Annotated in this window: 24 protein-coding genes; 7 read left to right on the top strand and 17 right to left on the bottom strand. The window is 63.3% G+C overall.

Annotated features, from left to right (window positions below; translation table 11 throughout):
- Window positions 1-4: 4 nt before the first annotated feature.
- Window positions 5-415: a 30S ribosomal protein S6e gene (locus NGM29_RS02705; RefSeq protein WP_254158764.1), complete on the bottom strand. Its 411-nt coding sequence runs from the start codon at window positions 413-415 to the stop codon at window positions 5-7.
- A gap of 128 nt (window positions 416-543) precedes the next feature.
- Here NGM29_RS02705 and NGM29_RS02700 point away from each other — a divergent pair, with 128 nt between their 5' ends.
- Window positions 544-873: a TFIIB-type zinc ribbon-containing protein gene (locus NGM29_RS02700; RefSeq protein ID WP_254158763.1), complete on the top strand. Its 330-nt coding sequence runs from the start codon at window positions 544-546 to the stop codon at window positions 871-873.
- A gap of 210 nt (window positions 874-1,083) precedes the next feature.
- On the opposite strand, the gene NGM29_RS02695 is transcribed toward NGM29_RS02700, so the two are convergent.
- The 4 genes from NGM29_RS02695 to NGM29_RS02680 form a co-directional block, all read right to left on the bottom strand.
- Window positions 1,084-2,079 carry a ribonucleotide-diphosphate reductase subunit beta gene (locus NGM29_RS02695; RefSeq protein ID WP_254158761.1) on the bottom strand — a complete coding sequence of 332 codons (996 nt, stop codon included), beginning with the start codon at window positions 2,077-2,079 and terminating at the stop codon, window positions 1,084-1,086.
- A gap of 16 nt (window positions 2,080-2,095) precedes the next feature.
- On the bottom strand, window positions 2,096-4,534 hold the full coding sequence (locus NGM29_RS02690) for a ribonucleoside-diphosphate reductase subunit alpha (protein ID WP_254158759.1): 2,439 nt from the start codon (window positions 4,532-4,534) through the stop codon (window positions 2,096-2,098).
- 172 nt (window positions 4,535-4,706) lie between these two features.
- Window positions 4,707-5,162, bottom strand: a complete 456-nt coding sequence (locus NGM29_RS02685; RefSeq protein ID WP_425499208.1) for an acyl-CoA thioesterase — start codon at window positions 5,160-5,162, stop codon at window positions 4,707-4,709.
- A gap of 388 nt (window positions 5,163-5,550) precedes the next feature.
- A complete protein-coding gene (locus NGM29_RS02680; protein ID WP_254158755.1) occupies window positions 5,551-6,030 on the bottom strand; it encodes an Lrp/AsnC family transcriptional regulator in 480 nt (159 codons plus the stop codon).
- 356 nt (window positions 6,031-6,386) lie between these two features.
- Between NGM29_RS02680 and NGM29_RS02675 the strand changes: the two genes are divergently transcribed.
- Window positions 6,387-7,289: a ketopantoate reductase family protein gene (locus tag NGM29_RS02675; protein WP_254158753.1), complete on the top strand. Its 903-nt coding sequence runs from the start codon at window positions 6,387-6,389 to the stop codon at window positions 7,287-7,289.
- A gap of 12 nt (window positions 7,290-7,301) precedes the next feature.
- Here the strand turns inward: NGM29_RS02675 and NGM29_RS02670 are convergent, their stop codons facing one another.
- Both NGM29_RS02670 and NGM29_RS02665 read right to left on the bottom strand, forming a co-directional pair.
- Window positions 7,302-7,649: a NifU family protein gene (locus NGM29_RS02670; protein WP_254158751.1), complete on the bottom strand. Its 348-nt coding sequence runs from the start codon at window positions 7,647-7,649 to the stop codon at window positions 7,302-7,304.
- Between the two features lie 74 nt (window positions 7,650-7,723).
- Window positions 7,724-8,038, bottom strand: coding sequence for a DUF5783 family protein (locus tag NGM29_RS02665; RefSeq protein ID WP_254158749.1), 315 nt, complete (start codon window positions 8,036-8,038; stop codon window positions 7,724-7,726).
- Between the two features lie 272 nt (window positions 8,039-8,310).
- Here NGM29_RS02665 and NGM29_RS02660 point away from each other — a divergent pair, with 272 nt between their 5' ends.
- Window positions 8,311-8,688 (top strand): hypothetical protein, encoded by a 378-nt coding sequence (locus NGM29_RS02660; protein ID WP_254158748.1) that lies wholly within the window; start codon window positions 8,311-8,313, stop codon window positions 8,686-8,688.
- A 54-nt stretch (window positions 8,689-8,742) separates the two neighbouring features.
- Here NGM29_RS02660 and NGM29_RS02655 read toward each other — a convergent pair whose 3' ends face one another.
- The 7 genes from NGM29_RS02655 to NGM29_RS02625 all read right to left on the bottom strand — a co-directional run bounded on the left by NGM29_RS02655 (window position 8,743) and on the right by NGM29_RS02625 (window position 16,772).
- Window positions 8,743-9,930: a Cdc6/Cdc18 family protein gene (locus tag NGM29_RS02655; protein ID WP_254158746.1), complete on the bottom strand. Its 1,188-nt coding sequence runs from the start codon at window positions 9,928-9,930 to the stop codon at window positions 8,743-8,745.
- Window positions 9,931-9,976: 46 nt separating this feature from the next.
- Window positions 9,977-11,113 carry an ABC transporter ATP-binding protein gene (locus NGM29_RS02650; RefSeq protein WP_254158744.1) on the bottom strand — a complete coding sequence of 379 codons (1,137 nt, stop codon included), beginning with the start codon at window positions 11,111-11,113 and terminating at the stop codon, window positions 9,977-9,979.
- Between the two features lie 2 nt (window positions 11,114-11,115).
- A complete protein-coding gene (locus tag NGM29_RS02645) occupies window positions 11,116-11,988 on the bottom strand; it encodes a carbohydrate ABC transporter permease (RefSeq protein WP_254158742.1) in 873 nt (290 codons plus the stop codon).
- Window positions 11,989-11,994: 6 nt separating this feature from the next.
- A complete protein-coding gene (locus tag NGM29_RS02640) occupies window positions 11,995-12,879 on the bottom strand; it encodes a carbohydrate ABC transporter permease (protein WP_254158740.1) in 885 nt (294 codons plus the stop codon).
- 27 nt (window positions 12,880-12,906) lie between these two features.
- The gene (locus tag NGM29_RS02635; protein ID WP_425499247.1) at window positions 12,907-14,145 is read right to left on the bottom strand and encodes an ABC transporter substrate-binding protein; all 1,239 of its coding nucleotides are present in this window, start codon (window positions 14,143-14,145) and stop codon (window positions 12,907-12,909) included.
- Between the two features lie 321 nt (window positions 14,146-14,466).
- Entirely contained in the window at window positions 14,467-15,252 is a 786-nt protein-coding gene (locus tag NGM29_RS02630; protein WP_254158736.1) for an HAD-IIA family hydrolase, read from the bottom strand.
- Window positions 15,253-15,533: 281 nt separating this feature from the next.
- Window positions 15,534-16,772 (bottom strand): RNA-guided endonuclease InsQ/TnpB family protein, encoded by a 1,239-nt coding sequence (locus NGM29_RS02625; protein WP_254158734.1) that lies wholly within the window; start codon window positions 16,770-16,772, stop codon window positions 15,534-15,536.
- Between the two features lie 171 nt (window positions 16,773-16,943).
- Here NGM29_RS02625 and NGM29_RS02620 point away from each other — a divergent pair, with 171 nt between their 5' ends.
- The gene (locus NGM29_RS02620) at window positions 16,944-17,780 is read left to right on the top strand and encodes a glycerophosphodiester phosphodiesterase (protein WP_254158732.1); all 837 of its coding nucleotides are present in this window, start codon (window positions 16,944-16,946) and stop codon (window positions 17,778-17,780) included.
- A gap of 958 nt (window positions 17,781-18,738) precedes the next feature.
- Window positions 18,739-19,494 (top strand): CehA/McbA family metallohydrolase, encoded by a 756-nt coding sequence (locus tag NGM29_RS02615; protein ID WP_254158730.1) that lies wholly within the window; start codon window positions 18,739-18,741, stop codon window positions 19,492-19,494.
- A 55-nt stretch (window positions 19,495-19,549) separates the two neighbouring features.
- Here NGM29_RS02615 and recJ read toward each other — a convergent pair whose 3' ends face one another.
- Complete coding sequence (gene recJ / locus NGM29_RS02610) at window positions 19,550-21,046, bottom strand: RecJ family nuclease (protein ID WP_254158728.1); 1,497 nt, start codon at window positions 21,044-21,046, stop codon at window positions 19,550-19,552.
- A gap of 143 nt (window positions 21,047-21,189) precedes the next feature.
- On the opposite strand from recJ, the gene NGM29_RS02605 reads away from it, so the two are divergent.
- Window positions 21,190-21,522 (top strand): hypothetical protein, encoded by a 333-nt coding sequence (locus tag NGM29_RS02605; protein ID WP_254158726.1) that lies wholly within the window; start codon window positions 21,190-21,192, stop codon window positions 21,520-21,522.
- A 66-nt stretch (window positions 21,523-21,588) separates the two neighbouring features.
- Window positions 21,589-23,382, top strand: a complete 1,794-nt coding sequence (gene pepF, locus NGM29_RS02600; RefSeq protein ID WP_254158724.1) for an oligoendopeptidase F — start codon at window positions 21,589-21,591, stop codon at window positions 23,380-23,382.
- A 106-nt stretch (window positions 23,383-23,488) separates the two neighbouring features.
- On the opposite strand, the gene NGM29_RS02595 is transcribed toward pepF, so the two are convergent.
- A complete protein-coding gene (locus NGM29_RS02595; protein ID WP_254158722.1) occupies window positions 23,489-24,007 on the bottom strand; it encodes a GNAT family N-acetyltransferase in 519 nt (172 codons plus the stop codon).
- A gap of 46 nt (window positions 24,008-24,053) precedes the next feature.
- Window positions 24,054-25,589, bottom strand: coding sequence for a 2,3-bisphosphoglycerate-independent phosphoglycerate mutase (gene gpmI, locus NGM29_RS02590; RefSeq protein WP_254158720.1), 1,536 nt, complete (start codon window positions 25,587-25,589; stop codon window positions 24,054-24,056).
- Window positions 25,590-25,597: the final 8 nt, after the last annotated feature.

Below are 25,597 nucleotides of genomic sequence, written 5' to 3'. Positions count from 1 at the left end.
GGGATTACTCGTCGTCTCCGTCCTCGTCGGACTCGAGGCCCAGCAGGCTCTCGACGCTCTCGGAGCCGCGCTCGGCGATCGTCGCGTTGATCTGGGCGGTCTCGTCGGACATCTCGCGTCCACGAGCGGTGATTCGACGGCGCTCGCCGTCGCGCTCGGGCTTGTAACCCGTCTGGCGCTCGCTCATCAGGACCTCCTGGAGCCGGGAGCCCGCGACCGTCTCGTTGTGCGGGCGGCCCGCGTTGTCCGAGCCACCGGTAATCTCGAGCGTGTAGCCGTCGAGACCGACGGCGCTCCCGTCGACTTCTTGGCCGATCTCTTTGCCGATGAATCGGTTCGCGTCCTGACCCTCCGCCTCGAGCTGGTGGGCGAGCCCCGATTCGGGGTCGCCAACGACGACAGTGAAACTTGCCATGGGCGGGCAAAAACGGTCTGCGGTGAAAAATACGTCGATCGACCGTTTCTCGGGACCGGAGCGTATCGTCGGCGAGCCGTGACGGTAGGCGTTGTAGTTTTATGCCCGTACTCGTGGGAGCCTCGCTCATGGGAGAAACACCGGCCAGAGAGGGCGACGAAGAAGCCGTCGAGGAGGTCCACGAGGTTCAGTTCGGCCAGGCCGTCTACGGCGAAGACGGGGAGAAACTCGGAACCGTCCGCGGATTCGACCTCGGCGGTTTCTTCGTCACGACCCGGGAAGGCGTCGAGGCGATGAGCGTCGAACACGCCCGCTCGGGCCACGAGTTCGGCGAAGCCGAGTTGATGTGGCGCTGTACCGAGTGCGGCGAGATGGGAGCGATCGACGAGGGCCTTCCCGACACTTGTCCGAACTGCGGCACCAAGAAGGAGAACCTCATGTACTGGACGGAGGACTGACGTCTGGAGGCGGAAGGCGGAGGTCTGACAGGCGGACAGAGAATTGAGGCCGCCTGTCGCTCGAGCCATTCCTTCAGGTCACATCCCCACTCCGAACTCCAGCCACTGCTCCGTACTCAATTCAACACTCCAGACTCGAGCCACTGCTCCGACTCGAGGCTGACCTCCAGCAGGTGACCCAGAACCGTTCCGACCGAGCGGCGCTCGCGGCTAATCCCACTCGAGGCTGCCACCGCTGCGGTACTCGGTCACCTGCGTCTCGAAGAAGTTCTTCTCCTTGTTCAGATCGACCTGCTCGGAGAGCCACGGGAACGGATTCTCGACCCCGTACTGGGCCGGCAAGCCGAGTTGTTCGAGGCGGCGATCGGCGACGCGTTCGACGTACGTTGCGAACTGGTTAGGCCCCATACCCAGTATTTCGTCGGGACAGGCCTCATATGCGTAGACGCGCTCTAACTCGACGGCCCGGGTGATCAGGTCGATCACCTCCTCGCCGAAATCGTCGGTCCAGGCGCCGGGGTGTTCCTGGCGAAGCTGAGTGATCAGGTCGACGCCGAAGCCGACGTGGAGCGATTCGTCCCGCATGATGTACTCGAACTGCTGGCCGACGCCGACCAGCTTTTGTTGGCGCTTGAGCCCGAGCATCATGGCGAAGCCGGCGTAGAAGAAGATGCCCTCCATAATGACGTAGAAGCCGATGAGGTCCCGGAGAAATTCTCGCAGGTCGCCGTCGGTGTCGATGGTAAACGTCGGTCGATCGATGGCTCGGGTCAGGTCGACGACGAAGGCGTCTTTCTCCTCGATCGCGGGAATCCGGTCGTACATCCCGTAGAGGTATTCGGGATCGAACCCCAGCGAGTCACAGCAGTAGATGAACGTGTCCGTGTGAATCGCTTCCTCGTAGGCCTGGCGCAAGAGGTACTGTCGGCACTCGGGGGCGGTCACGTACTCGTACAGCGCGAGGACGATGTTGTTCGCCGTGAGCGACTCCGCCGTCGAGAAGAAGCCGAGGTTCCACTCGACGAGCTGTCGTTCGGCCGGGGAGAGGGCGTCGCCGTTCCACTGGGTGACGTCGTCCTGCATCGGAATCTCGGCGGGAACCCAGTTGTTGTCGACGCCGGCTTCGTAGTACGCTCGCGCCCAGTCGTACTCGATGGGGAGGATCTTGTTCGGGTCGTGTTCGCTGTCGGTGTTGATGAGTGTCATTGGCGGTGAATACGGGTTACTGGCAGGCCTCGCAGGTCGGATCGTCGAGGGAGGGGAGGTCATCTCTCGAGCCTTTGTCGGCGTCGCCGGGGTCCGATTCGCTCCCGCCGCCCCCTCGTTCGCCACGGTGCTGGGTCTTTCCGTACTCGGCCATATCGAGGGTCGACTTCTCGATTTGGGAGGCCCCGAGGGTACGCAGGTAGTACGTCGTTTTCAGCCCCAGTTCCCAGGCCGTCTTGTAGACGTCGTCGAGCAACGTGCCGTCGGTCGACGGGAAAAAGACGTTGTGAGAAATCGACTGGTCGATCCACGTCTGTCGGTGGGCCGTGAGTCGAAGCTGGTGGCGCGGGTCGATCTCGAACGCGCCCCGGTACAGCGCTTTGAGTTCGTCGGGAACCGCGTCGATTTCCTGGACGGATCCATCGTGGTACTTGAGCCGATCGACCAGGTCGTCGTCCCAGCACCCCTGCTCCCGCAGGTCCTCGACCAGGTGTTCGTTGACGATCGTAAAGTCACCCGACATGTTCGACTTCACGTATAGGTTCGAGTACAGCGGTTCGATCGAGGGCGTCGTCCCGTTGATTGTCGAGATGGTCGCCGTTGGCGCGACCGCCATCGTGTTCGAGTTTCGCATGCCGTGTTTGGCAACGTGCTCGCGGACGGTCTCCCACTCGAGGGTCTCCTCGCGATCAGTTGGAATCGCCCGGCCGCGTTCGGCCTCGAGGCGATCCACGGTATCCTGTGGCAGGAGGCCGCGGTCCCACTTCGACCCCTCGTAGGACGGATACGTTCCTCGCTCGGCGGCGAGTCTCGAGGAGTTTTGTATAGCGTGATACGATACAAACTCCTGCCAGCGGTTCGCTTTCTCGACGGCGTCCTCGCTGCCTATCGGGACCTCGAGGTCCATCAGCGCGTCGTGAAAGCCCATCGTGCCCAGGCCAACTGGGCGATGACGGCGGTTCGAGCGCTCGGCCGCATCGGTCGGGTAGAAACACAGGTCGACGACGTTGTCGAGCATCCGCATCGCGGTTTCGATCGTCGAGGCGAGGTGTTCACGATCGAGTTCACCGTCTGCGACGTGAGTCGCAAAGTTGACGCTCCCGAGGTTGCACACGGCGTGTTCGTCGGCGCTCGTGTTCAGCGTGATCTCCGTACAGAGGTTCGAGGAGTGGACGGTCCCGACGTGGTCCTGCGGCGAGCGGACGTTGCACGGATCCTTGAACGTCAGCCACGGATGGCCGGTTTCGAACACGCGGGTGAGCAACTGTCGCCAGAGTGACTCGGCGTCGACGCGCTCGTACTGGCGGAGTTCGCCCGCATCGGCCAAGCGCTCGTACTCTCGATATTGCTCCTCAAACGCCGTGCCCGAGCACTCGTGCAGGCCGGCCACCTCGTCGGGACTGAACAGGGTCCACTCGCCGCCGTCCTCGACGCGCTTAACGAAGAGGTCCGGGATCCATGCGGCCGTGTTCATGTCCGGGGTTCGCCGTCGCTCGTCGCCGGTGTTGCGCTTGAGGTCGATAAACGCGGGGAAGTCGAGGTGCCAGCACGCCAGGTAGGCACAGGCCGCCCCCCGACGTTTCCCGGAGCGGTTGATCGCCGCCGTCACGTCGTTGCTGATCCGGAGAAAGGGGACGACGCCGGTCGACTCGACACCGGTCGACTTGATCAACGCGCCCTCGGCCCGAACGTTCGTCCAGTCGTTGCCTAGGCCGCCGCTCCACTTCGAGAGCTGTGCGTGGTGTTTGTAGGCATCGAAGATGTCCTCGAGATCGTCCGGAACGGTCGTCAGGTAACACGAGGAGAGCTGTGGATGGGCTGTCCCGCTGTGAAAGAGCGTCGGCGTCGACGGCGTGAACTCGAGTTTCGAGAGCACCTCGTAGAACTCTATCGCCCGCTTCTGCGGGTCGTCCTCCTCGAGGGCGAGGCCCATCGCTACTCGCATCCAGAACGCCTGTGGCAACTCCAGTGGCTCATCTTCCTGTTCGATTCGAAGGACGTACCGCTGGACGAGCGTCTCCATCGCCATGTACTCGAGATCCCCATCCCGGTCGATGTCGAGCGCCTCGGCGAGTGCCTCGAGGTCGAATCGCTCGAGCAGTCGGTCGTCGAGACGGCCCGCGTCGACCGCCCGCTCGAGGTTGGTCACGAACGTCGCCCGATAGGCCCGGTCGAATTCGTCCCCGGAGACGTCCGCGCCGAGGACGGTTCGGTAGTATCGGTGTCGGGCGACCGTTCCGGCGATACGATCGAACGCGGGATCGCGCTCGATTCGGGCCGTAAGCGCCTGGATGACGGCCTCGTATTGTTCGTCGACCGTCGCTTCCTCGTAGAGGGAGCGACCGATCACGTCGAGAAGCGATTCGTCCGCGAGCAGCGACGGCCCGTCGGCCGGCTGTGCGCGTTCGAGGATCGACCGGACGTCTGGAATCGATGTCGGCGTGTGATAGCTCATGGGTGAGTTCGTCGTTCGTTGTGAGACGACGGCGCCCGAAACCGGCAGCGTTGCCACTGTCGACGGTGGTGCGTCGCTCCTCCAGGCCCGCGTCGTCTCCGTAGTACCGGTATCCGACCGGGACTCACATAAACGCTTCCCAATAAAATTGCAGTAGTGAAAGTTTAGTTGTTTACCTACTCGCTCGACCTTTGCCGTCGGTGGGTTCCTCGAATTCGTGCGCGAGTTCTCGGCGCCTGGAGCGACGCGCCTCGAGCGCCCGGTCGCGAAGGTCGGTTTCGGTCGTCGTCGGACAGCGAAGTGCCAGCACGGCCGTCGGCGTCTCCGACTCGTCGAGCGCGATGAAGGTGAAAAACGAGGTCGCCGTTTCGCTCGTTTCGCCGTGTTGGGGGCGCTCGGCACGGACATCGACTCGGACGTCCATGCTGGTTACCCCCGTGTCGAATACGTAGCCGGTCACGGTCACAATGTCGCCGAGTTCGATCGGCGCGATGAAGTCGACGTGGTCCATCGCGGCCGTGACAACCTGCCGTCGAGCGAACCGTCTGCCGGCGATTGCCCCACAGATGTCCATCCAGTGGTGGAGCCTCGACGCTGACAATGATCGTCCGCACTCGAATGCCCCCATATATCGGTACGCAATCCCTCGAGACGAGAAACCGGCGTTCACGCCGAATCTCAGTCACGCCGCCGGTAGTAGGAGAGAAACTGGACCCCACAGTTACGGCAATTGACCCAGACTTTTCCCCCCGCGTTTGCCTCGCCGTTCACGACCTCGCTATTCTTCGGTACGATCGCAAACGCTGTTTCGTTGCACTCCGGGCACGATACTGACTTTCCGGTGGGGGTGTCGCTCACGGTTTCACCTGTTGCCGAACCTATGTGTGCTTTTCTCCCTCGTGTATAAGTAGGTGTTGGGAATTTTCTAACCCGGCCAACGTACCCTCCCTTCGAAACGACTATCAGAAAAGCGTCCAGGCTTCGCTCGTCTCGACGGACGGCACTCTCTGGTTCGATCAGCGGTCGTCTGCCAGCTCCAGTCCGCGCACGTACTCGAAGGGACGCGTGTATTCGGCCCGGATGAGGTTCTCGTCGTTGATCTCGAGGTCGAGGTCGTCGAGCTGCTCGGCGACGTGAGTGATGTCCGCATCCTCGGCGCCGACCGCCTTGATGTGGAGGTTCTCCTGGCCCGTCATCAGTTCGGTCACCTCGACGACCTGTGGGAGTGCCAGTGCCTCTTTGGCCACGGCGGACCGCTCGCTGATTCGGGTCGTACAGGTGAAGTGAAAGGAGAGCCGAAGCTCGGTCGACTGGTAATCGATAGCCGTCGTGTAGCCGGTGATGATCCCCTCCTCCTCTAATCGAGCCATCCGATTGTGGATAGTGTTGTCGGAGACCCCAATCTCCTCGGCCAGACTGGTCGCCTTATATCGCGCGTTTTCCTGTAACAGGTCGAGCAACTGTCTGTCCGTTTCGTCGAGCGGGCACGACGCCATACTCGGCATCTCCTCTCCTTGTCAAAATTTTTTCCGATTTTTTGTTCTTTAGTCATATTTACTTAGATATCTCCCATTTCCTAGAGTTCTATGAGAAATATCCACCTTAACTGCATACTTCTTAAGTGTGACTCGAGCCCGATGAGAAAATCGATCATCGACGGCGTCTCAGTTCGAGAGTCAACCCAGCGCCGATCAGCGGACCTCCTCTCGGCCCATCCCTGCCGACGGTAACCGCCGGCACGCCGGTAAAACTGAAGCGCTGCCCGGCGAACCGACTCGCTCCCGTCGACTGCGGAGTACCGCCGTGAGGCCGGAGGGGAACCGTTTTACCCCTCCCTCGAGCCATCTCCGCTATGGACATCGTCGTCTTCGGCGCTGGCAGTCTGGGCAGCCTCGTCGGTGGACTGCTCGCGCGCGCCCACGACGTCACGCTCGTCGCTCGAGAGCCACACGCGAGCGTCGTCGCCGAGGACGGCCTCCAGATTTCGGGCTCCCTCGAGGAGACCACTCATCCGGCCACGAGAGTCGACGGCGCCGACCTCGAGGCCGACCTCGCTGTCGTCACGGTCAAATCCTATGCCACCGAGAACGCCGCCCGAGCCCTCGCGACGGGCACGTTCGAGGCCGCACTCTCGCTGCAAAACGGCATGGGAAACGAGGAGATCCTCGCCGAGCACCTGTCGTGTCCGGTCCTCGCGGGGACGGCAACATACGGAGCGATCCTCGAGGAACCCGGCATCGTCACCTGCACCGGTCTCGGGGAACTCGTCCTCGGCGCTCGAGACGGCGGCCCGTCGTCGGTTGCCGACCGCGTTGGCGAGGCCTTCTCGCGCGCGGGACTCGAGACGACCGTTTCGTCGTCGATGCCACACCGGTTGTGGGAGAAACTGGCCGTCAACGCCGCGATCAACCCCGTGACGGCCCTCGCCGACGCACCGAACGGGGCCGTCCTCGAGGAGCCCCTCCGCGACCTGTCGCGAGCCGCGGCGCGCGAGACGGCTCGACTCGCCCGCGCGAATGAGGTCTCGCTCGCCAACCGGGAGGCGCTCGCGGCGCTCGAGTCGGTTGCAACGGTGACGACGGCGAACGCGTCGTCGATGCGCCAGGACGTTCGCGCCGGAAAACGGACGGAAATCGACGCGATAAACGGCTACGTCTGTGACCGGGCCGCCCGGTGCGGCTTCGAGGCCCCGACGAATGGGACGCTCGCGACGCTTGTGCGGGTGTGGGAACGGGAAAACGTCGGCGCGAGGTAGCGAACTGTCGAGCTAGAACGGGGCCTGCGGCCCTTCGTCGTCCTCGCCGTCGTCGACGGTCTCGCCGGGGAACGAGGGACTCATTCCGCCGCCACCGCCTCCCACGCCCGTACCGGCGTGGACCTTCGTGACCTCGGGGATCTCCTTGACCATTCGGCTCTTGATCGCCTGAATCGTCATCGGGGAGATGCCACAGCCGCTGCAGGCGCCGCCGAGTTGGATGTACACCTCGCCGGTCTCGCGGTCGATCTCCTGGATGGCCGCGCTCCCGCCGTGCATCTGGATCTGTGGGAAGTTCCGTCGCAGGAAGTTCGCCACGCGCTCTTCGAGGTCGTCGCCTTCCTGGGTCTCCGTGCTCATACTCACTCGTTGGGCGTCGCCCTCCCTAAACCTTCCGTCGTCAATGTTCGGCTGACGTTTGCTCCGGTCCGGTTTTATACGCCGAAGACGCGCTCGAGTTCCGTCTCGATGGCCTCAACGTGGGCCTCGAGCACCGTCTCGAACCGCTCTCGGTCGACGACCACGCCGGTAATCCGGTCGTAGGGTTCGTCGGGGAGTTCGATCCAGAAGCCGTCCTCTTCGTCGTAAAAGGGCTCGCTCTCGTTGAGTACCTGCTGGTCGATCGCGTGGACGAGCGAGGAGTCGTAGCGCTCGTTGATGCGGCTGAACGCGTTCTTGTAGGCCTGCTGGAGTTCGGGGAAGTAGTGGACGTACTTGTCCTCGAACTTCGCCGGGTCGAACTCGGTCATACCCGAGGAGTTGGGACTCGAGGGTATAGTACTCGTTGAATCGCTTCGTCCATGCCCTTCGTATGGAGACGGCGCTGGCGTTGGCCGTTTTGCCTGTCGGTTTCGAGCTGGTAGCGGCCGGGTGAGAACTGCTGCGATAGAACGAACCGTTCCCGACGAGTCTTCGCCCGGACCGACTCTCAAAAAACACGATACGGCATGGGGATCCTATTAAGGGTGGTTACTTACGCAAGCCCAATCCATTCATAAGGCAGCGGCCTCCCATCGGCTGTATGTCACTGGACCACCACCCCATTCCGCACGAAGCGTTGCCGCCAGGATGGGGGCCGGCCACCGTCAGCGACGGCCGGTTCGTCTACCGCCGCCACGAGCCGTTCCTCGAGGTTCTCGCCGAGCAGACCGACGGAGACCAGGCGAACCCACGGCTCGGCCTCGGTCGGTGCTGGAAACTCCAGCTTCGCCACCAGATCGGTGAACTCGAGGTCACCGAGTCGATCGGTCACGTCTCGACGAAACGCGCGGCGCTCGACGGCTTACTCGAGTGCCTGCACCGAATCCACGACACCGTCGAGACGCCTGACGATCCGATCGCCGTCCAGGCGGCACTCGACGAGATCGATCTCGGCGACACTGTGCCGGGCCCGAAGTGAGTCGAGGCGGTTCTCTCTTTCTTCGAGACGAGAACCTCGACGTTTCCAGGGCTATCATTTGTTTCTTCCCTCGTACAGCCGAGCGAACGTCGTCAGCGGGAACTGCGTCTCGAGTCGACTCGGCGGCCGACCCCGCCCACTCGTCTCGCCGGGATCACTGTCGACACGCCGGAGGATCCCGCAGTCGGCGAGTTCGTAGAGAATTCGTTCGATCGTCGACGCCCGGAGATCGACCGATGGGCGCCCGGCGAGGGCCTCGGCGACGCTGGTAACTGACCGATTTCCACCGGCCGGAACGGCCGTCAACTCGTAGAGGAGCGTCTGGCGTTCGTCGGTGAGGGAGAACACGCGACCGAGGGACGTACATGAGTCGGGAATGGAATCGATCGCCGCGTTGAGGTGGTCGCTCGAGATGACGGTCCGTCCCTCCTCGTGTGCGACCATCGCGGCTTCGAGGACGGCCGTGAGCGCGTCGTGTGCGTCGCCGTCCGCCCACACCGCAACCGCATCGAGTTGTTCGTGAGAGATCGATCCGGACGAGAGCCCGGCGTCGACTCGGCTGGTGAGTACGTCGACGAGCGCGTGAGACCGGTACGCGGGGACCTCGACGCTCCGATCGAAGACGACGTCGAGCGCCTCGGGAACGCGGCGTCCGACGCCGATCCAGGCCGCCTCCGGCGCTGCCGTCGCGAGCCAGGATTCGACGTCGTCCGTCTCGGGCGACAGCGAATCCCCGACGTGATCGGTGACGACGACCGTCGGCGGGCCCTCTTCGAGGTGGTCTCGGATTCGCGTTCGTAACGTCTCCGTACTGACTCCGTTCGAGGGGACGGACCGCTCGTCGACGAGGGTCCCCAGCAGACACCGGTAGAACGCCCACTCGCTCGAGAGACCGCGCAAGTCGACGCAGGTGATCAGCGGGAGGGCCACGTCCTGCGTCCTCGTTGCGGTGTAGAGCGCCTCGCTATCGTGTCCGCCCGCTCGTCGAAGCTGTTTCACGACGCGCGAAACGACGGCGGACTTCCCGGCGCCTTTCGGCCCCCAGACGTAGACCGTCGGCGGAAGCACCCCCGAGAACACGGGATCGATGGCGTCGAGGAGGTGTTCGACAACCGGCCCGCGTCCCTGGATCTGGACGTTTCCGGGGCAGGTGGTCGGGTCCAGTGCCGACTGGTCGTGAACGACGCTTCTGGCCGATTCCGTTCGTATCCGTCGAGTAATTCGATCGTTGATCGTCGTCATCGGATATCCGATAGTCGCCTCGAGTGAATGTTCGGCCGAAACTCGACTACTGGGGCGCGACGTTGCTCGCAGCCGTCTTCGAGCCGTCGGAGTGATATCGTGCGGCGCCCGTCTCGGCATCGAAGAGGTGGATCCGATCCGAATCGACGCCGAATGTGACGGTGTCGCCCGGGTTCAGGGCCGAGCGGGCGGCAATCTGGAATTTCAACAACTCGCCCTCGACGTGACCGTGCAGGAGCATCGAGTCGCCGAGCGGTTCGGTCACGGACACCGTCGTTCGGACGTAGCTGTCGTCGGTTCCGGTGTCTTCTTCCATGTCTTCCGGCCGGATCCCGAGACGCAGGTCCTCGCCCACGAGCGCCTCGAGGTCGCCGGTATCGGGCAACTGGATCTTGACGTCGCCCGAGGTAGAGGTGGCCACGTAGTGGTCGCCCTCGTCGGTCACCGTGACCGGAAGCGTGTTCATCGCCGGACTGCCGATGAACTCGGCAACGAACTGGTTCGCTGGGTAATCGTACAGCACCTGCGGCTCGGCAATCTGCTGGATTTGCCCTTCGTTCATCACGGCGACGCGGTCGCCGAGCGTCATCGCCTCGGTCTGGTCGTGGGTGACGTACAGCGTCGTCGTCTCGAGTTCGTCGTGGAGCTGGCTCAGCTCCGCGCGCATCTGGATCCGGAGCTTGGCGTCGAGGTTCGACAGCGGCTCGTCCATCAGCAGGTAGTCCGGATCGCGAACCAGCGTTCGGCCGATGGCGACGCGCTGGCGCTCCCCGCCGGAGAGGGCCTTTGGCTTGCGCTCGAGCAAGTCCTCGATGTCGAGGATCGCCGCCGCCTCGGTGACGCGCTGTTCGATCTCCTCGTCGGTGTAGTCGCCGGCGGACTTCATGCCGAAGGTCATGTTCCGCTTGGCGGTCATGTGCGGGTAGAGCGCGTAGTTCTGGAACACCATCGCCACGTTTCGCTCCTTTGGCGCGAGATCCGTCAGATCGCGGCCGTTCGCCGTGATCGCCCCCTCGGTGACGGTCTCGAGGCCCGACAGCAGTCGAAGCGTGGTCGACTTCCCGCAGCCCGAGGGGCCGACGAGGACGAGGAACTCGCCGTCGTTGATAGTGAGGTCGATCGAGTCGACTGCCGTTACGTCGTCGAATCGTTTGGTGACGTCGTTGAGCGTTATCGCTGTCATGGTTACTTCTGTTGGACCCCAAAGGTCTCGAGGAGCGGCTTTCTGAACAGGAGCAGTGCGAGTAGCGGCGGGACGAGCGTAATGATGGCGCCGGCCATGACGATGGCCCACTGCAGTTCGCCGGCCTGAATATCCCCGCGAAGGAGGGTGATTCCGACCTGGGTGACCTGCTGGCTCTGGGAGTTGATGATGACCAGCGGCCAGAGGTACTGGTTCCACGCGTAGATGAACATGATGACGGAGACGCCTGCGAGCATCCCCTTCGACATCGGGATCAACACGTACGCGAGGAACTTCAGGGGGCCGATGCCGTCGAGTTTGGCCTGCTCGACGATCGACTCGGGGATCGAGTAGAAGTGCTGTCGGAGCAGGAAGACCGTTGTCGCGCTCGCGAGGTACGGAATCGTCAGCGCGAGCATGCTGTCGTACCAGCCCAGGTCCGTCACGATATTGAAAAGCGGAACGAACCGGACCGGGACCGGCAACATGAGCGTAAAGAGAATCAGCATGAACATCAGGTTCTTGAATCGGAACCGGTAGTAGACGATAGCGAGTGCCGCCAGCAGGGAGATGGCGAGTTTCCCGACGACGATGATAATCGACATCACGAAGGAGTTGACCATGTAGATGCCAAAGTTGTAGTCGACCATCACCGTCCGATAGTTCTCGACCAGGTGACTGCCGGGTAAGAGGTCGCTGAAACTGCTGACGATCCCGACACTCTGGGTGCTGACGATCGCCGCGATCAGGATCGGGAACGCCATCACGAAGACCGACACGCCGAGGATGAGGTGAACGATCGCGCTCTCGAGCGTCAGCCCGTCGACTACCGATTCGAACCGCGATTGTGTCGTCGATTGTGTTTTCGTACTCACGTGTTGTCACCCGTAGTGTGCGTAGCGGTCGGAGAAGCGAAGCTGTGCATACATCAGGATCCCGACGATCAGGAACAGGATCACCGACTGTGCAGAAGCCAGTCCGTGGTTGTTGAACTCGAATGCGTTCCGGTACAGGTCGTAGATCATGATGTTCGTCGCCCCGCTGGGCCCACCCTGGGTGAGGACGTCGATGAACGCGAACGTACTGAAGAACGCGTAGATCGTGTTCATCACGGCCAGGAAGATGAGCGTCGGGGAGATCAGCGGCATGTAGACTCGTACCAGCCGCGTGGTCTTTCCGACGCCGTCGAGGTCCGCTACTTCACCGAGGGCATCGGGGACGTTGTTCAGCGCGGCGATCATGAAGATCACGTTGTAGCCGATCTGCTTCCAGATGACGGCGACCGTGACGATGACGAACGCCTGTCGACCGCTCGTGAACCAGTCGACGTTGATGCCGGTGACCGCCTCGATCGGCGTCGTCAACACCCCCAGACTGGGGTGGATGATGTAAAAGAAGACGATTCCGGCGACCGCCGGCGGGAGCGCGTAGGGCCAGATGGCCGCGATCAGGTACGACGACTGGCCGACGCTCACCTCGTAGATCAGATACGAGATGACGAGCGAGATCGTCATGACGCCGACGATGACGATCGCCGAGAACAGGACCGTAATGCCGATGCTACTGTGGTACTCGCTCGAGGTGAGCAGGTACTGGTAGTTGCCCAGCCCCGTCCAGACCCGGACCGATCCGAACCGGAGCGTCTCGAACAAACTCAGGTGTGCGGCCCGAATTGCCGGGTAATACAGGAAGACGAGGGAGACGACCAGCGTCGGGAGCAACAACAGATACGCCCCCCACGAACGATTGTATATTTCTCGTGTCATGGTGAAAACGGAAGCCGGTCGCGTCCCTTACTGGCCCGAAACGCGGTCGTAGCGCTCGAGTTCCTCCTCGACGTCCGATTTCATGCTCGCGAGGCCGTCCTCGACGCTCACGTCACCGGCGAAAATCTCTTGTGAGCGCTCCTGGACTCGCAACTGAACCTCGCGTGCAGGCCCGACGAGCATCCGGAGCGTCGCGGGCGTCGTCTCGGATTCGAGCAGTTGGTCGAACGCCGTCGCATAGTGGGTGTTGTCCTCGAACCAGCCGTCGTCCTCGAGCTGGCTGATTGCCTCCTGGCGAATTGGGTAGTAGCCGCTGCCCTTGTGCCACTCGATCTGGTTCTCGATGGAACTCAATTCCTCGAGCAAGCCGGCGACTTCTTCCTCGCGCTCGTCGCTCATCTGGTTGCTCACCCACAGTGACGCCCCGCCGATGACCACGCCGGTGCGGTCCTCGGTGGGCGACGGGTGGTAGCCCGTCCCGAGTTCGAACGTGTCGACGTCTTCCTCGTCGATCTCTTCGTTGTCCTCGACGTCGCCCTGAGCGCCCGAAAGGGTCGCCTCGACGGCGGCCGTCGAGTCGAGTTTCATCGCGGCCTCACCGGTCAGGAACGCGCTTCGAGCCTCGCCCCAGGCCTCGATGCCGGAGTTGAGGAACAGGTCGTCCTCGTACATTCCCTGCCACCACGACCAGAGGTCGCGAGCGAAGTCGGTGTCCGTGTGGATGGTCGTCGGCGAGCCTGCGTGGCCGTTTTCATTGTCGAGGAGGAGTTCGTCCGCCAGCGAGTAGAATGTCTCGACGAACCAGACGTGGTTGGGCCACGTGATCCCGTAGTTCGCGGCGCCGGAGTCGACGATCGCTTCGGAGTACTCGCGAACGTCCTCGAGCGTTTCGGGCGGCTGTTCGGGATCGAGACCGGCCTCTTCGAACGCGTCCTTGTTGTAGTAGAGAATCGCGTTCGAGTTGTTGAACGGCATCGAATTCAGCTGGCCGTCGACGACGAAGAAGTCCTGCACTGCACTGACGAGGTCGTCGGTCGGAAAGTCGTCACCGAGCAGCTCCGACACCGGCTGGGTCGCCTCGGTGTCGAGCACCTGCTGGTTGTGCAGGCTGTCGATCATGACGACGTCCGGCATTTCGTCGGCCTCGATGGAGCTGAACAGGCTGTTCAGCGTCTCCTCGTAGCTTCCCTGGTACTCCGCCTGACCGTCGGCACCCTCGTACCCCTCGACCATGTCGTTGAGCAGGTCGCCCGAACCGCCGCCCATCGCGTGCCAGAACGTGAGCTGTTCGTTGCCCTCGCTCTCGTCTCCACCCGTCAGCCCGCTGAGACACCCTGCGAGGCCGAGTGCACCTGCCGCCGCCGTTCCCGCAAGTACGGATCGCCGTGACTTCTCGTTACTCATAAACAACAATTATGATTAACTCTATTTATAGATTTGCATGATTGTCATATTCACCTTCTTTTGTGGCCAGGAAACCACTACCGAGGTCTATTATTTACCGCCGTCCAACCGATGGTCGTAACTACTGCTACTGTTCTTTATATATCTCTCTGGATGAGACGGATACGCACTGGTCGGGAATCGTCACTCGAAAACTGTCTCAATCTCACCGAGCGATTCGAGCACGTATCCCGGTTCGATCGACGACCGCTCGAGGTCTTCGTGGTCAGTCACGCCGGAGAGGACGAGCACCGGCGTCATTCCGGCCCGCTGTCCCATCACTACGTCCGTCTCGAGGCGATCCCCCACGACGAGACACCGCTCAGGATCGACGCCGAGGCGGTCGGCGGCGACCGCAACGGCGATTCTGGAGGGTTTACCGAGGACGCGATCGAGTTCACGACCGGTGAGCCCTTCGATCGCGCCGATCATCGCGGCAGCGTCCGGGATCTCCCCGCCTTCGACGGGGCAGGTGCGGTCGGGGTTGGTCGCGTAGAACGCGGGATCGTTCTCGAACGCGACGAGAGCGTCCCGCAAATCGTCGTAGGAGAAAGCCCGGTCCATCGACGCGAGGACGACCGTGGCCTCAGCGGGATCGGCTGTGACGGGAACTCCCGCGGCTTCGAGCTCGGCGACGAGGGGATCTTCGCCGACGACGAACGTCGGTTCGTCCGGGTGCGTCTCGGCCAGGAAGTCGCCAGCGATCGCCGCCGAATTGATCACGTCCTCGCGAACGACGTCGATGCCGAACGATCGCAACCGCTCGACGTAGACGGTCCGTCGTTTGATTGGGTTGTTCGTCAAGAAGACAGTCGACACGCCCGCCGCTCGCAGTCGTTCGACCGCAGCCACGGCTCCCTCGAGGGCGCTATCGCCGCGGTACATCGTTCCGTCGAGGTCAATGATCGCTCCCTCGTACCTCGTCTTCATCGTGGTCGCCTTGCGGGCCGGCGAACCCCGTTCTGTTGCCAGTAATTCATTACGAGTACTCCTCTTGCACGAGTAATAATATGTATCTTGTCCGTATCTATGTCTGTCTATATAGGTGACTGTAGACGGACGGAACGAATTCCGCTGGTGCCGGTTCTACGCTTAGCGGCCCGAGTCGTGTCTACGCGGACGAAAACGGCCGGTGCCAGTACTCTCCTGCTCACGCACGTTAGTAAGCTACCACGGCCTGAAGGGCATGGCATTCAGTGTGGACTTCCGTTCTAACCCGTCAACGGGGTAGACGAATACTCGCCGTTCACGTTCATCATCCCGCTGTTCAAGCGCACGCCTACGGGTGCACCTCCACGACCAGACTTTTGCTGATTGCGGAGATACTTCAGACCGATATTCTTCGCCGCGTTGTAATCCGCGTAAACTTCATACCCACACTTCAGACACTCGAACTCGTCCTGACCGTTGTTGTGTGGACGAGTATCCTCGTGGGTGAATCCACATGTCGAGCAACGCTGGCTTGTGTACGCCGGATTAATTTGCTCCACAACAAGCCCCTCGGATTCGGCTTTGTACGTGATGTACTCGAACAAACGGTGGAACGCCCACTTGTGAACCGCTTTTGCGTGCGGCAAGCGTTCACGGATGCCTTTCAATTGTTCGAACACGATATGTGTACAATCGTTTTCGAGGGCTTCCTCGATGAGTTCGTTCGAGATGGTGTGAAGCATCTGCTCAAAGCGTCGAGTCTGCTTTCGGCCGACTCGCTGGACGTTTTCGTGTGCCCAGCGCGTGCCAGTCTGTTGGAGGTTGCCTCGACGCTTTTCGTATTCACGGTGCCAGTGGTTGAGTTCGCCACCGCTCCAAAATGTGCCTGTTGAGGTGGTTGCGATGTTTGTGATGCCGAGGTCGACACCAAGGACGGAGACGTGCTTGGTGTCACCTTTGTCGGCTTCATCGTTCTCCACGACGGGCTTTGTCCGCACATGGAGGTAGAAACAGTCCTCAACCTCATCGTAGTGGAGCGTGGCCCCTTTCACATCGTAGTCATCGTTGAACAGGTACGCCGCGTGTGACGTCTCCCGCTGTTCGTCGGGAAGGACGAACTCTGCAGTCACTCGCTCATCTATCGTGGCGAGTGTGGCGTGGTCGTCGTTGACGGTGACGGTTCGCGCGTCGTAGCTGGCGAACCGTGACGTGAACTTGGGTTTGGAGGCTTTCTTGCCTTCCTTCCAGCGTTCGATGACTCCTTTGACGGCTTCTGCGGCACGGTTTCGTGCGGCTTGCACGAGGTTGGCCGGGAGCGGTGAGTCGTCTCTTACGTCGTAGTACGTTTGATCGTGGAGTTTTTGTTTGCTGGTGATTTTCCAGTCTGGTTTCCACGCTACGTCTACGACGTAGTTGGCGGTGTTGAGGAAGTGGTCGATGGTCTGGTGGAGGAGGTCAGCGGCACTCTCGTCCACGTCGAGTTTGACGGGGACGGTTCGAGTGGCTGAGTCTTCCACCATTTGTACTTCATATGTACACTCCTGTATTTTTACTAGTTTGGGTTAGCGTTGGAAGAGTCGGCCTGCTATCGAGTGTGATTTGAGGAATGGGTTATCGGCTTCCTCCCGCGCCTAAAGACGCGGGTTTCCGCCTCGCATTCATTATGAGTCTCGGCGACGAATGATCGATCGATGGCTCCCTACCCGCGACGGGCCGTCCTCGGCAAACTGGCGGCAGGGTGCAGTGTCGGACTCGTCGCCGGGAACGTTTCGCTGACCCGCCCAGCGCCACGACGCGGTGACCACCAGCCGCGTCTCATCGCCCACCGCGGCTGCACCGACGAGGCTCCCGAGAACACGCTCCCCGCAGTCAGGCGGGCTGGTCGAACCGTCGACGCGGTCGAGGTCGACGTCCGTCGGGCCGGGTCGGGCGAACTCGTCGCGATCCACGACGCGACGGTCGATCACGTTACCGGTGCCAGCGGTGCCGTCGACGCCCTCCCTCTGGAGGAATTACAGTCATTATCGGTCGGTGGGACCGATGCGTCGATTCCGACCCTCGAGTCGCTGTTCGAAGCGGTCCCCGACTCGACCGCCTTCGTGTTCGAACTCAAGACGTCGGGACTGGTCGACGACGTACTCTCGCTCGCCGACGACCACCCCCACGAGGTATTGCTATCCTCCTTCGATTCCTCCATCGTCGCCGCCGCGACCGACGCGGGAGCGGACACCGCTCTGGTCGTCAGGGAGACCCTGCTCGGCAGGGGATTTCGCGGCGTCGCCGCGAGCGACGTCCCTCTCTATCCGCGCCAGCCCGTCGAGGATTTTCTCGAGACGGCGCTGTCCCTCGAGTGTCGGGCAATTCACCCGCGCCTCGAACTCTGTCTCGAGACTGACCTGGTCGCACGCGCACACGAGAACGGATTACTCGTCGAACCGTGGACGATCACCACTGCCGATCAGGCGACTGACCTCGCCGCGGTCGGCGTTGACGGGCTCATCACCGACCGGTGTACGGCGCTCTTCTGAGCGTTCCCGACGGATCGCCGTTTTCCCCTGACGCCACGATTTCTGTATACCGTTATTTGATTTATGGTCGCTCGAGAGGGGCGTGAGAGCTGAATAGAACTGCCGGTGGTTGTATCGGTGACCGACTCTGTCCGCTCTTCGTCCCTCGGGGGTCGCCATGGACGTTCCCTGAATACGTCACCCATCCCTCTTCCGTCGAGATATCGCACGCTTTCTTCGGCCTCGCTCGAGGAACGCCGCGAAATCGACCAGTCCGCGTGCAGCAGATCGCGACTGCACGTCCGCCTTCGATATCGTCGCTACGGGGCTCGTCTCGTAGTCGCCGACGAATGGTGTCCGTACGAGTCATCGATTCGAACACAGCGGTTCGCTCGAGCGTCCGCCGGTTTATCGACCGATTTCAACGAGGGATCGAAACGGAACAGTCCGCCCTGGACACCGTCTCCTCGCGCGTGGCACACCAACTGGCCTTCGAGTCCACGACCTCGTCCATTCTGAGGGGCTGATATGCGGCCTCGATGTGTATCGCTGTTGCGCTGGAGTACTTTGACTTCTCGCTCGTCGATCGGCCCTTCCTCGGCTACGTGGGGCCAGAATCGTTCAGTGTCTCGCCCCTTTCCTCGATCTCGAGGCGGCGTTGGGTGCGTCCTCGAGGCGCCATCACTGTCGACCGCTTTCGCGTCCTCGAGTGGGTCCCCTCTGACGGTGTAATTCGAATTTGAGCCATCAGCTCCCGATAAAACCCAATTGTCGGCCGCCCGGGCACTTTTACGAAGGATCTGCCTCGAGCGCCGATTGATGTCATATACTGCATGGTGATATATGGAATTGGTCGAACGTGGGCAGTCGGTTCACTGGAGCGACACCGAACCGCCGGACGTCGGTGTTCTCACCTCGCTGGAGTAGAAGGCTTATAACGCGCAACCGGCTATCTCTCATCGAGAGCTGCTCTCCTCGTATGTCCGCTCACATCCCCTTCGCCATCGACTTTCACGTCCACTCGGAGACTTCCTACGACGGACACGAGCCCGTCGAGCTCATCCTCGAGCACGCGGCAGACATCGGTCTCGACGGCGTCGTCATCACCGACCACGACGAAATCGAGGCGTCCCTCGAAGCGGCCGAACTCGCCTCACGCTACGGGCTCGTCGGAATCCCCGGCGTCGAGGTGTCGACGGCCCATGGCCACCTCCTCGCGATCGGCGTCGAGGAACGCCCCGAACCGGGCCGGCCGTTCCAGACGACCGTCGAACGGGTTCGCGAACTCGGCGGCCTCGCCATCGTCCCGCACCCGTTTCAGCGAAGTCGCCACGGGGTTCGACGGCGCCACATCCTCGACGTGGACGCCGTCGAGGTGTACAACTCGATGCTCTTTACGGGCTACCAGAACCGTCGAGCACGGCGGTTCGCTCGACGACGCGAGTACCCGAAGGTCGGCGGCAGCGACGCCCACTACCTCCCGAACGTCGGCCGCGCGTACACCGAGGTGATCGTGACGAGTACCGACCAGGACGTCACCAGGGCGACCATCGACGGTGACCACCTCGTCGACGCCATCCTCGAGGGTCGAACGCGCATCCAGGGGAAACGGACGCCGATCCGAAAGAGCACCGTCCAGTACGCGAAGGGCGCAGTGCGGAAATCGTCGTACGTGATCACGAAGCGAACGCCGCTGATACCGACGGTGCCGGCGTCGATGGATCGCTCACAGTAGCTGTCGGGGTGGAACTCGCGTCAGTTCTCAGCTGTCAGTTACCAGCTATCAGCCATCAGTTATCGCCGAGTTGCTCGCCGACGATGGCGTCGGCGTGCTCGACGAACTCGTCTTTTTTCTCTGCGGGTACCGTCGCCCCGGCCGCGACGTCGTGTCCACCGCCGTCCCCGCCGACTGCCCGGGACGCCTCGCCCATCACGACCGAGAGGTCGAGCCCCTTTCTGACGAGGCTGTGAGTCCCGCGGGCGGATACTTTGACCTCCTCGTCGTTCTTGTTCGCAAACGCAAGGATGGGCATGGAGCGACTGATGCCGGCGTTGCCGACGGCCATCCCGGCGACGATGCCGACGATGGTCTCACGGATGCGGTCGCCCGCGTCGAACCACTGGACGTGGTCCTCTCTGGTGACGCCCTCCCTGGTTACGAGGTCGATGCCGTTCGAGAGGTTGCGGCGGTGTTCCCTGAGCAGTTGGCGAGCGCGCTCGAGGGCCTCGTCTCGATCACCGAGACAGACGCCGAGGCCAACGTCGGCGCGCTCGTAGCGGGCCGTCGCGTTGAGCAGGGTCGAGAACTCGCTGGCGTCGCGGAGCTCGGTGCCGACGGGCTCAGTCGCGAGGACGTAACTCGTCCCCACGAGGTCGTCGATCTTGTGCGCCGGGACGCCGCTGGTGACGGCTTTCTTGACGAGTGCGCTCGCGACGGTCTGTTTCTCCTCGCTCGTGAGAGTTGCCCAGCAGCGCCACTCGCCGTCGCGTTTCAACTCGAGGCCGAGGCCGTCTAGGAAGCGGAGCGCGCCGTTGCCGTCGTTCGAAATTCCCGGAATGTCGACGTCGCTCGCGTACTCGAGCAGTTTCGGGAGGGGCCGGGTCTGTTTCCCGTAGAGGGCGAGGTCGGTCGCGGTCTCGAGGACGCCGGCCTCGACGCCCTCGGCGACGATCTTCGCGTTGGCGCCGTGGAGCTCGCCGCCGGAGGCCTGCATGTCGCCGACGGCGCCGACGACGGCCAGCGCGGCGAGGTCGCGGTTGTCGGCTCGAGCGGTGGCCGCGCCCCCGTCGGTCGCAGTCGGCTCTCCTGCTGTCTCGACCGTTCCCGCCGTTCCGGATTCCTCGCCGGCTTCCGCGAGCGCCCGTGCAAGGACGTAACTCGCGCCGGCACCCGAGAGTTCGGAGGCGCCGTTGATGCCGAACAGGAGGGGGTTGAGGTGGTAGGTGGTGTCGGCCTCGGCGGGCTGGTGGTGGTCGGCGATGACTGGCGTGAAGTCGCCGGCGTCCTCGTGGTCGGCGATGATGTCGAGCTGACCGCTCCCGAAGTCGGTGAACAGCACGGTGTCGTAGTCGGTGGCGGCGATGGCTTCGATTGCCTCGGCGTCGAGCTGTTTCTCGAAGACGGTCTCGAAGGGCAGCCCCGCTCGTTCGAGGGCGCTCGCGGCGACCGCGGCGCTCGTCAGTCCGTCGGCGTCGATGTGGGAGGCGAGGAGCACGCGGTCGCACTCGAGCAGGTGCTCGGCGCAGGCGGTGGCGCGTTCCTCGAGGGCGGGGATCGGGCCTGCCATCGTATCGGTTGGTGGTTGGGTCGGCTTCCGGGATAAACCTGCGGGTGGCCCACTCCTGAAGCCGAGCTCGGTGATGAGCCGCCTCGAGCCTCCCGACGCGAGAGTCTCAACGGTTATCACCCGTCCGTCCCTGGTCGCGAACGATGGTACTCTGGCGCGACCTGCTTCGATGGAGCGCGTTCGTCGCGATTGCCGGGGTGACCCTACTCGTGCCCGCGTTGCTCCTCGAGTTCGGGTACACGCACGGCCGGTTCGCCCTCCTCGCAGCGCTCGTCCTCTCGGGATGGGTCGGCGGGTATGGCGTCTACACCGGGCGGACCAGGCCGGCGTACCTGGGCGCGCTCGGCCTGGTGATCTTCTCGATCTGGGATGACGTGATCCAGCTCGCGGCGCTCCCGGCCGCGGTGCTGGTCGTGCTCGGTGCACTCGCGTCGCGGCCCGCGAGCGAGCCGGCAGGCGACAGCGACAGTGACTGACGACTGACGGCAGGCATCCGGGTCGCTTCGATACCCTTTACCACCTTCGTTCCGAAACTTCGTCCCATGAGTTCCGTTCCCACACGCTCGGAGATCGAGGAGGAGTATACCTGGGATCTCGAGAGCATCTACGCCACCGACGACGACTGGGAGGACGCCTACGAGGCGGCGACGGACCAGGTCGAGGACCTGGCCGCCTACGAGGGGCAGACGGTCGACGACGCCACCACGCTGCTCGAGGTCCTCGAGTTGCGCGACCGGCTCATGCGCGAGATCTCGATGATCGCTGCCTACGCCCGAATGCGGAGCGACGAGGACACGACGAATCAGGAGTACCAGGCCCTGAGCGCACGGGCGCAGTCGCTGGCTGCCGGCGCCCAGTCTGCGGCCTCGTTCATCGAGCCGGAACTGCAGGAACTGAGCCGGGAGGACTTCGAAGCCATGGTCGAGGACGAACCCGACCTCGAGAACTACGCCCACTACGTCGACGACGTGTTGCGGATGAAACCGCACACGCGTTCGGCCGAGGTGGAGGCGCTGCTGGCGGACCTGAGCGAAGTCACCGGCGCACCTGGGGAAGTCTACAGCATGCTCTCGAACGCGGACATGGGCTTTCCGACGGTCGAGGATTCGGACGGCGAACCCGTCGAGATCACCCAGAGCAACTTCGTCAACCTGCTCAAGCGACCCGATCGCGACTTCCGACAACGCGTCTACGAGGCCTACTTCGACGAGTGGGAGTCGGTCCGCAACACCGTCGCCGCTTCCTACAAGAACAGCGTGAAAGCCGACGTCAAACTCGCCCGGGCCCGCAACTACGAAACCGCCCGCGAGGCCGCCCTCGACGGTCCCAACGTCCCCGTCGAGGTGTACGACACGCTCGTCGACAGCGTCCACGACAACCTCGAGCACCTCCACCGTCACGCCGAACTCAAGCGCGAGGCGCTCGGCGTCGACGAACTCCGAATGTGGGACGTCTACATGCCGCTGACCGGTGAGGAAGGGCCGGACGTCGAGTACGACGACGCCGCCCAGTACGTCGTCGACGCTGTTGCCCCCCTGGGCGAGGAGTACCAGTCCCGCGTCGCCGAAGGGCTGGAGTCCCGGTGGGTCGACGTCTACGAGAACGAGGGCAAGCGCACGGGCGCGTACTCCGGGGGCACCTACGACACCCAGCCGTTCATCCTGATGAACTACCAGAACGACGTCGCCTCGATGTACACGCTGGCTCACGAACTCGGCCACTCGATGCACTCCGAACTGACGAAGGAAGAACAGCCGTACATCTACTCGGGCTACGAGATCTTCACCGCCGAGGTCGCGAGCACGGTCAACGAGGCCCTGTTGACCCACCACCTGCTCGAGACCGTCGAGGACCCCGAGTTCCGCAAGGCCATCCTCAACGAGTTCTTAGAACGGGTGCGCTCGACGCTGTACCGCCAGACGCTCTTCGCCGAGTTCGAACACGAGGCGCACAGGCTCGAGGAGGCGGGCGAACCGCTGACGGCCGACCGCCTCGACGAACTGTACGGCGACCTCAAGGCCCAGTACTACGAACCCGCCGAGATGGACGACCGAATTCCCCGTGAATGGATGCGCATCCCGCACTTCTACCGCGCGTTCTACGTCTACCAGTACTCAACGGGCATCTCCGCGGCGCTCGCCATCGCCGACGACATCGTTGAGAACGGTGCCGACGCAGCCGAGGACTACCTCGCGTTCCTCCGTCGGGGTTCCCGCGAGTACCCCCTCGAGTTGCTCGAAATCGCCGGCGTCGACATGCGCTCGTCGGAACCGATCGACCGGGCGCTGTCGACCTACGGCGATCGACTCGAGGAACTGGACGACCTGCTCGAGTGAGGGCGTTCGGGTAGCGACTCCGATTTTGCCGACCGACCCGGCTCATCTGAACCCAATCCAATCACCAGCGACGGACCTGTTTTCGCGGCCGAACGTGTGCATCGGTTTACAGCTCCTTCTGCATGTGCAACACGTCGAACGGCGCCCCCTCGAGTTCCCGAACCCGCACGTCGCGGTAGCCGCGTCGGCGGTAGATTTCGGGGAGAAACGGGTGGCCGGCGAACGTCCGCAATCGCATGCGGCCGTGGTCTTCCCGCCGGGCGAGCGCCTCGACGTGATCGATCAGCACGCTGGCGATGCCCCGACCTCGAGCGCGGGGCGGCACGGCCAAGCGACCGAATTCGGGGGCGTCGGGGTCGTACTTCCCTTCGTCACGGTAACGAATAGCGCCGACGAGTTTGCCGCCGGTCGGACGGTCGTCAGCCCTGCCGTCGGGGTCCGCTCTACTGGCGACCGCGACGAATATGCGTCCCTCCCGGATCCAGTCCTCGAGAGCCGCGCGGTCGGCGTGCGCCGCTCGCGAGGGAAATCCGAGGTCGACGTTGGTCGTGTAAGCGTCCCGGTAGAGGCGCGCCAGCGTCGGGGCGTCAGCGAGCGTCGCCGGGCGGATGGACGCGGAGGTCACACGTCGTGATGGTCGGCTGAGCGAAATGAACGTATCGACTTCTCGACTACTCGCGCACGAGCAGCGACTCCCCGGTCATCTCCGGGGGCTGCGTGAGACCGATGCACTCGAGCATGGTGGGGGCGAGATCGGCGAGTGTCCCACCCTCGCGAATCCGAATCCGGACGTCGCCGGCGCTCGAGGCTCCGTCGGGCGCCACGTAGAAGAACGGCACGTCGTTGTAGGTGTGGGCCGTGTGCGGCTCCTCCTCGGTTCCCATGTCGTCGGCGTTGCCGTGGTCGGCGGTGACGAAGACGTGTGCGCCGTGGGCCTCGAGTGTCTCGAGCAACCGACCCAGCTGGGTGTCGACGGCCTCGACGGCCTCGACGGCTGCTCGGTAGTCGCCGGTGTGACCGACCATGTCCGGGTTGGCGTAGTTGAGCACCAGGACGTCCGGATCCCGGCTCTCGATGGTTTCGATGGCCGCGTCGGTCACCTCGGGCGCGCTCATCTCCGGCTGGAGGTCGTAGGTGGGGACGTCCGGGCTCTCGACGATCTTCCGGACCTCGCCGTCGAACTCGACCTCGCGGCCCCCATTGAGGAAGTAGGTGACGTGAGCGTACTTCTCGGATTCGGCGATCCGGAGCTGGGTCTTGCCGGCGTCGGCGAGCACTTCGCCCAGGACTTTCGAGGGCTGGGTCGGTGGGAACGCCACCGGGAGGTCGAACGTCTTGTCGTACTGGGTCAGCATGACGACCTCGACATCGGGCGGGTGCGTCTCGAACTCCCACTCCGGGCGGATATCCGCGAGCATCCGGGTCAACTGGCGGGCGCGGTCGGATCGGAAGTTGAACCAGACCACCGAATCGCCGTCCTCGAGCGCTGGCTGCCCCGCGATGACTGTCGGCTCGATGAACTCGTCGGTCTGGCCGCGCTCGTAGGAGTCGGTGACGGCCTCGACGGCCGAGGGCGCCTCGAAGGCGGCGTCCCGGTCGACGATGGAGTCGTAGGCTCGCCTCGTCCGCTCCCAGTTCTGGTCTCGATCCATCGCGTAGTACCGCCCGGAGGCCGTGGCCACGTCGCCCGTCCCCGCCTCGTCGATCACGGCCTCGAGTTCCGCGAGGTAGCCCTCACCGCCGTGGGGAGAGGTGTCTCGCCCGTCGGTGATGGCGTGGGTGACCGCCTCGATGTCGCGGTCGGCGGCCATCCCGATCAGCGCGTGGAGGTGTTCGTGGTCGGCGTGGACGCCGCCGTCGCTGACGAGGCCGAGGAAGTGGACTCGCCCGTCGTTCTCGAGGGCGTGGTCGAAGGCGGCGTCGATCGCCGCGTTGTTCCGAAAACTGCCGTCGCCGACGGCGTCAGTGATGCGGGTGTACTCCTGTAACACGACCCTGCCGGCGCCGATGTTGAGGTGACCGACCTCGCTGTTGCCCATCTGACCGTCCGGGAGGCCGACGCGTCGGCCGGCGACCTCGAGGCTTCCGGCGAGTCCGGTACGTTGCAATCGGTCGACGACGGGCGTGTGTGCCGCCTCGACCGCGTTGCGGCCGCCGTCGTCGCGTCCGAGGCCCCACCCGTCGAGGATAATGAGTGCCGCGTCCATGCTCGAGG

Origin of the sequence: Natronosalvus rutilus (genome assembly GCF_024204665.1) — an archaeon.
In the GTDB taxonomy this organism is placed as follows: Archaea; Halobacteriota; Halobacteria; order Halobacteriales; family Natrialbaceae; genus Natronosalvus; species Natronosalvus rutilus.
Note: the sequence above shows the minus strand (reverse complement) of the source record. Positions and strands in the feature narration are given on the sequence as shown.

Excerpts from the sequence above, each read along its gene's own strand:
- NGM29_RS02705 (WP_254158764.1), bottom strand. The coding sequence starts at position 415 with ATGGCAAGTTTCACTGTCGTCGTTGGCGACCCCGAATCGGGGCTCGCC.
- NGM29_RS02700 (WP_254158763.1), top strand. The coding sequence starts at position 544 with ATGGGAGAAACACCGGCCAGAGAGGGCGACGAAGAAGCCGTCGAGGAG.
- NGM29_RS02695 (WP_254158761.1), bottom strand. The coding sequence starts at position 2,079 with ATGACACTCATCAACACCGACAGCGAACACGACCCGAACAAGATCCTC.
- NGM29_RS02690 (WP_254158759.1), bottom strand. The coding sequence starts at position 4,534 with ATGAGCTATCACACGCCGACATCGATTCCAGACGTCCGGTCGATCCTC.
- NGM29_RS02685 (WP_425499208.1), bottom strand. The coding sequence starts at position 5,162 with ATGGGGGCATTCGAGTGCGGACGATCATTGTCAGCGTCGAGGCTCCAC.
- NGM29_RS02680 (WP_254158755.1), bottom strand. The coding sequence starts at position 6,030 with ATGGCGTCGTGCCCGCTCGACGAAACGGACAGACAGTTGCTCGACCTG.
- NGM29_RS02675 (WP_254158753.1), top strand. The coding sequence starts at position 6,387 with ATGGACATCGTCGTCTTCGGCGCTGGCAGTCTGGGCAGCCTCGTCGGT.
- NGM29_RS02670 (WP_254158751.1), bottom strand. The coding sequence starts at position 7,649 with ATGAGCACGGAGACCCAGGAAGGCGACGACCTCGAAGAGCGCGTGGCG.
- NGM29_RS02665 (WP_254158749.1), bottom strand. The coding sequence starts at position 8,038 with ATGACCGAGTTCGACCCGGCGAAGTTCGAGGACAAGTACGTCCACTAC.
- NGM29_RS02660 (WP_254158748.1), top strand. The coding sequence starts at position 8,311 with ATGTCACTGGACCACCACCCCATTCCGCACGAAGCGTTGCCGCCAGGA.
- NGM29_RS02655 (WP_254158746.1), bottom strand. The coding sequence starts at position 9,930 with ATGACGACGATCAACGATCGAATTACTCGACGGATACGAACGGAATCG.
- NGM29_RS02650 (WP_254158744.1), bottom strand. The coding sequence starts at position 11,113 with ATGACAGCGATAACGCTCAACGACGTCACCAAACGATTCGACGACGTA.
- NGM29_RS02640 (WP_254158740.1), bottom strand. The coding sequence starts at position 12,879 with ATGACACGAGAAATATACAATCGTTCGTGGGGGGCGTATCTGTTGTTG.
- NGM29_RS02635 (WP_425499247.1), bottom strand. The coding sequence starts at position 14,145 with ATGGGCGGCGGTTCGGGCGACCTGCTCAACGACATGGTCGAGGGGTAC.
- NGM29_RS02630 (WP_254158736.1), bottom strand. The coding sequence starts at position 15,252 with ATGAAGACGAGGTACGAGGGAGCGATCATTGACCTCGACGGAACGATG.
- NGM29_RS02625 (WP_254158734.1), bottom strand. The coding sequence starts at position 16,772 with ATGGTGGAAGACTCAGCCACTCGAACCGTCCCCGTCAAACTCGACGTG.
- NGM29_RS02620 (WP_254158732.1), top strand. The coding sequence starts at position 16,944 with ATGGCTCCCTACCCGCGACGGGCCGTCCTCGGCAAACTGGCGGCAGGG.
- NGM29_RS02615 (WP_254158730.1), top strand. The coding sequence starts at position 18,739 with ATGTCCGCTCACATCCCCTTCGCCATCGACTTTCACGTCCACTCGGAG.
- recJ (WP_254158728.1), bottom strand. The coding sequence starts at position 21,046 with ATGGCAGGCCCGATCCCCGCCCTCGAGGAACGCGCCACCGCCTGCGCC.
- NGM29_RS02605 (WP_254158726.1), top strand. The coding sequence starts at position 21,190 with ATGGTACTCTGGCGCGACCTGCTTCGATGGAGCGCGTTCGTCGCGATT.
- pepF (WP_254158724.1), top strand. The coding sequence starts at position 21,589 with ATGAGTTCCGTTCCCACACGCTCGGAGATCGAGGAGGAGTATACCTGG.
- gpmI (WP_254158720.1), bottom strand. The coding sequence starts at position 25,589 with ATGGACGCGGCACTCATTATCCTCGACGGGTGGGGCCTCGGACGCGAC.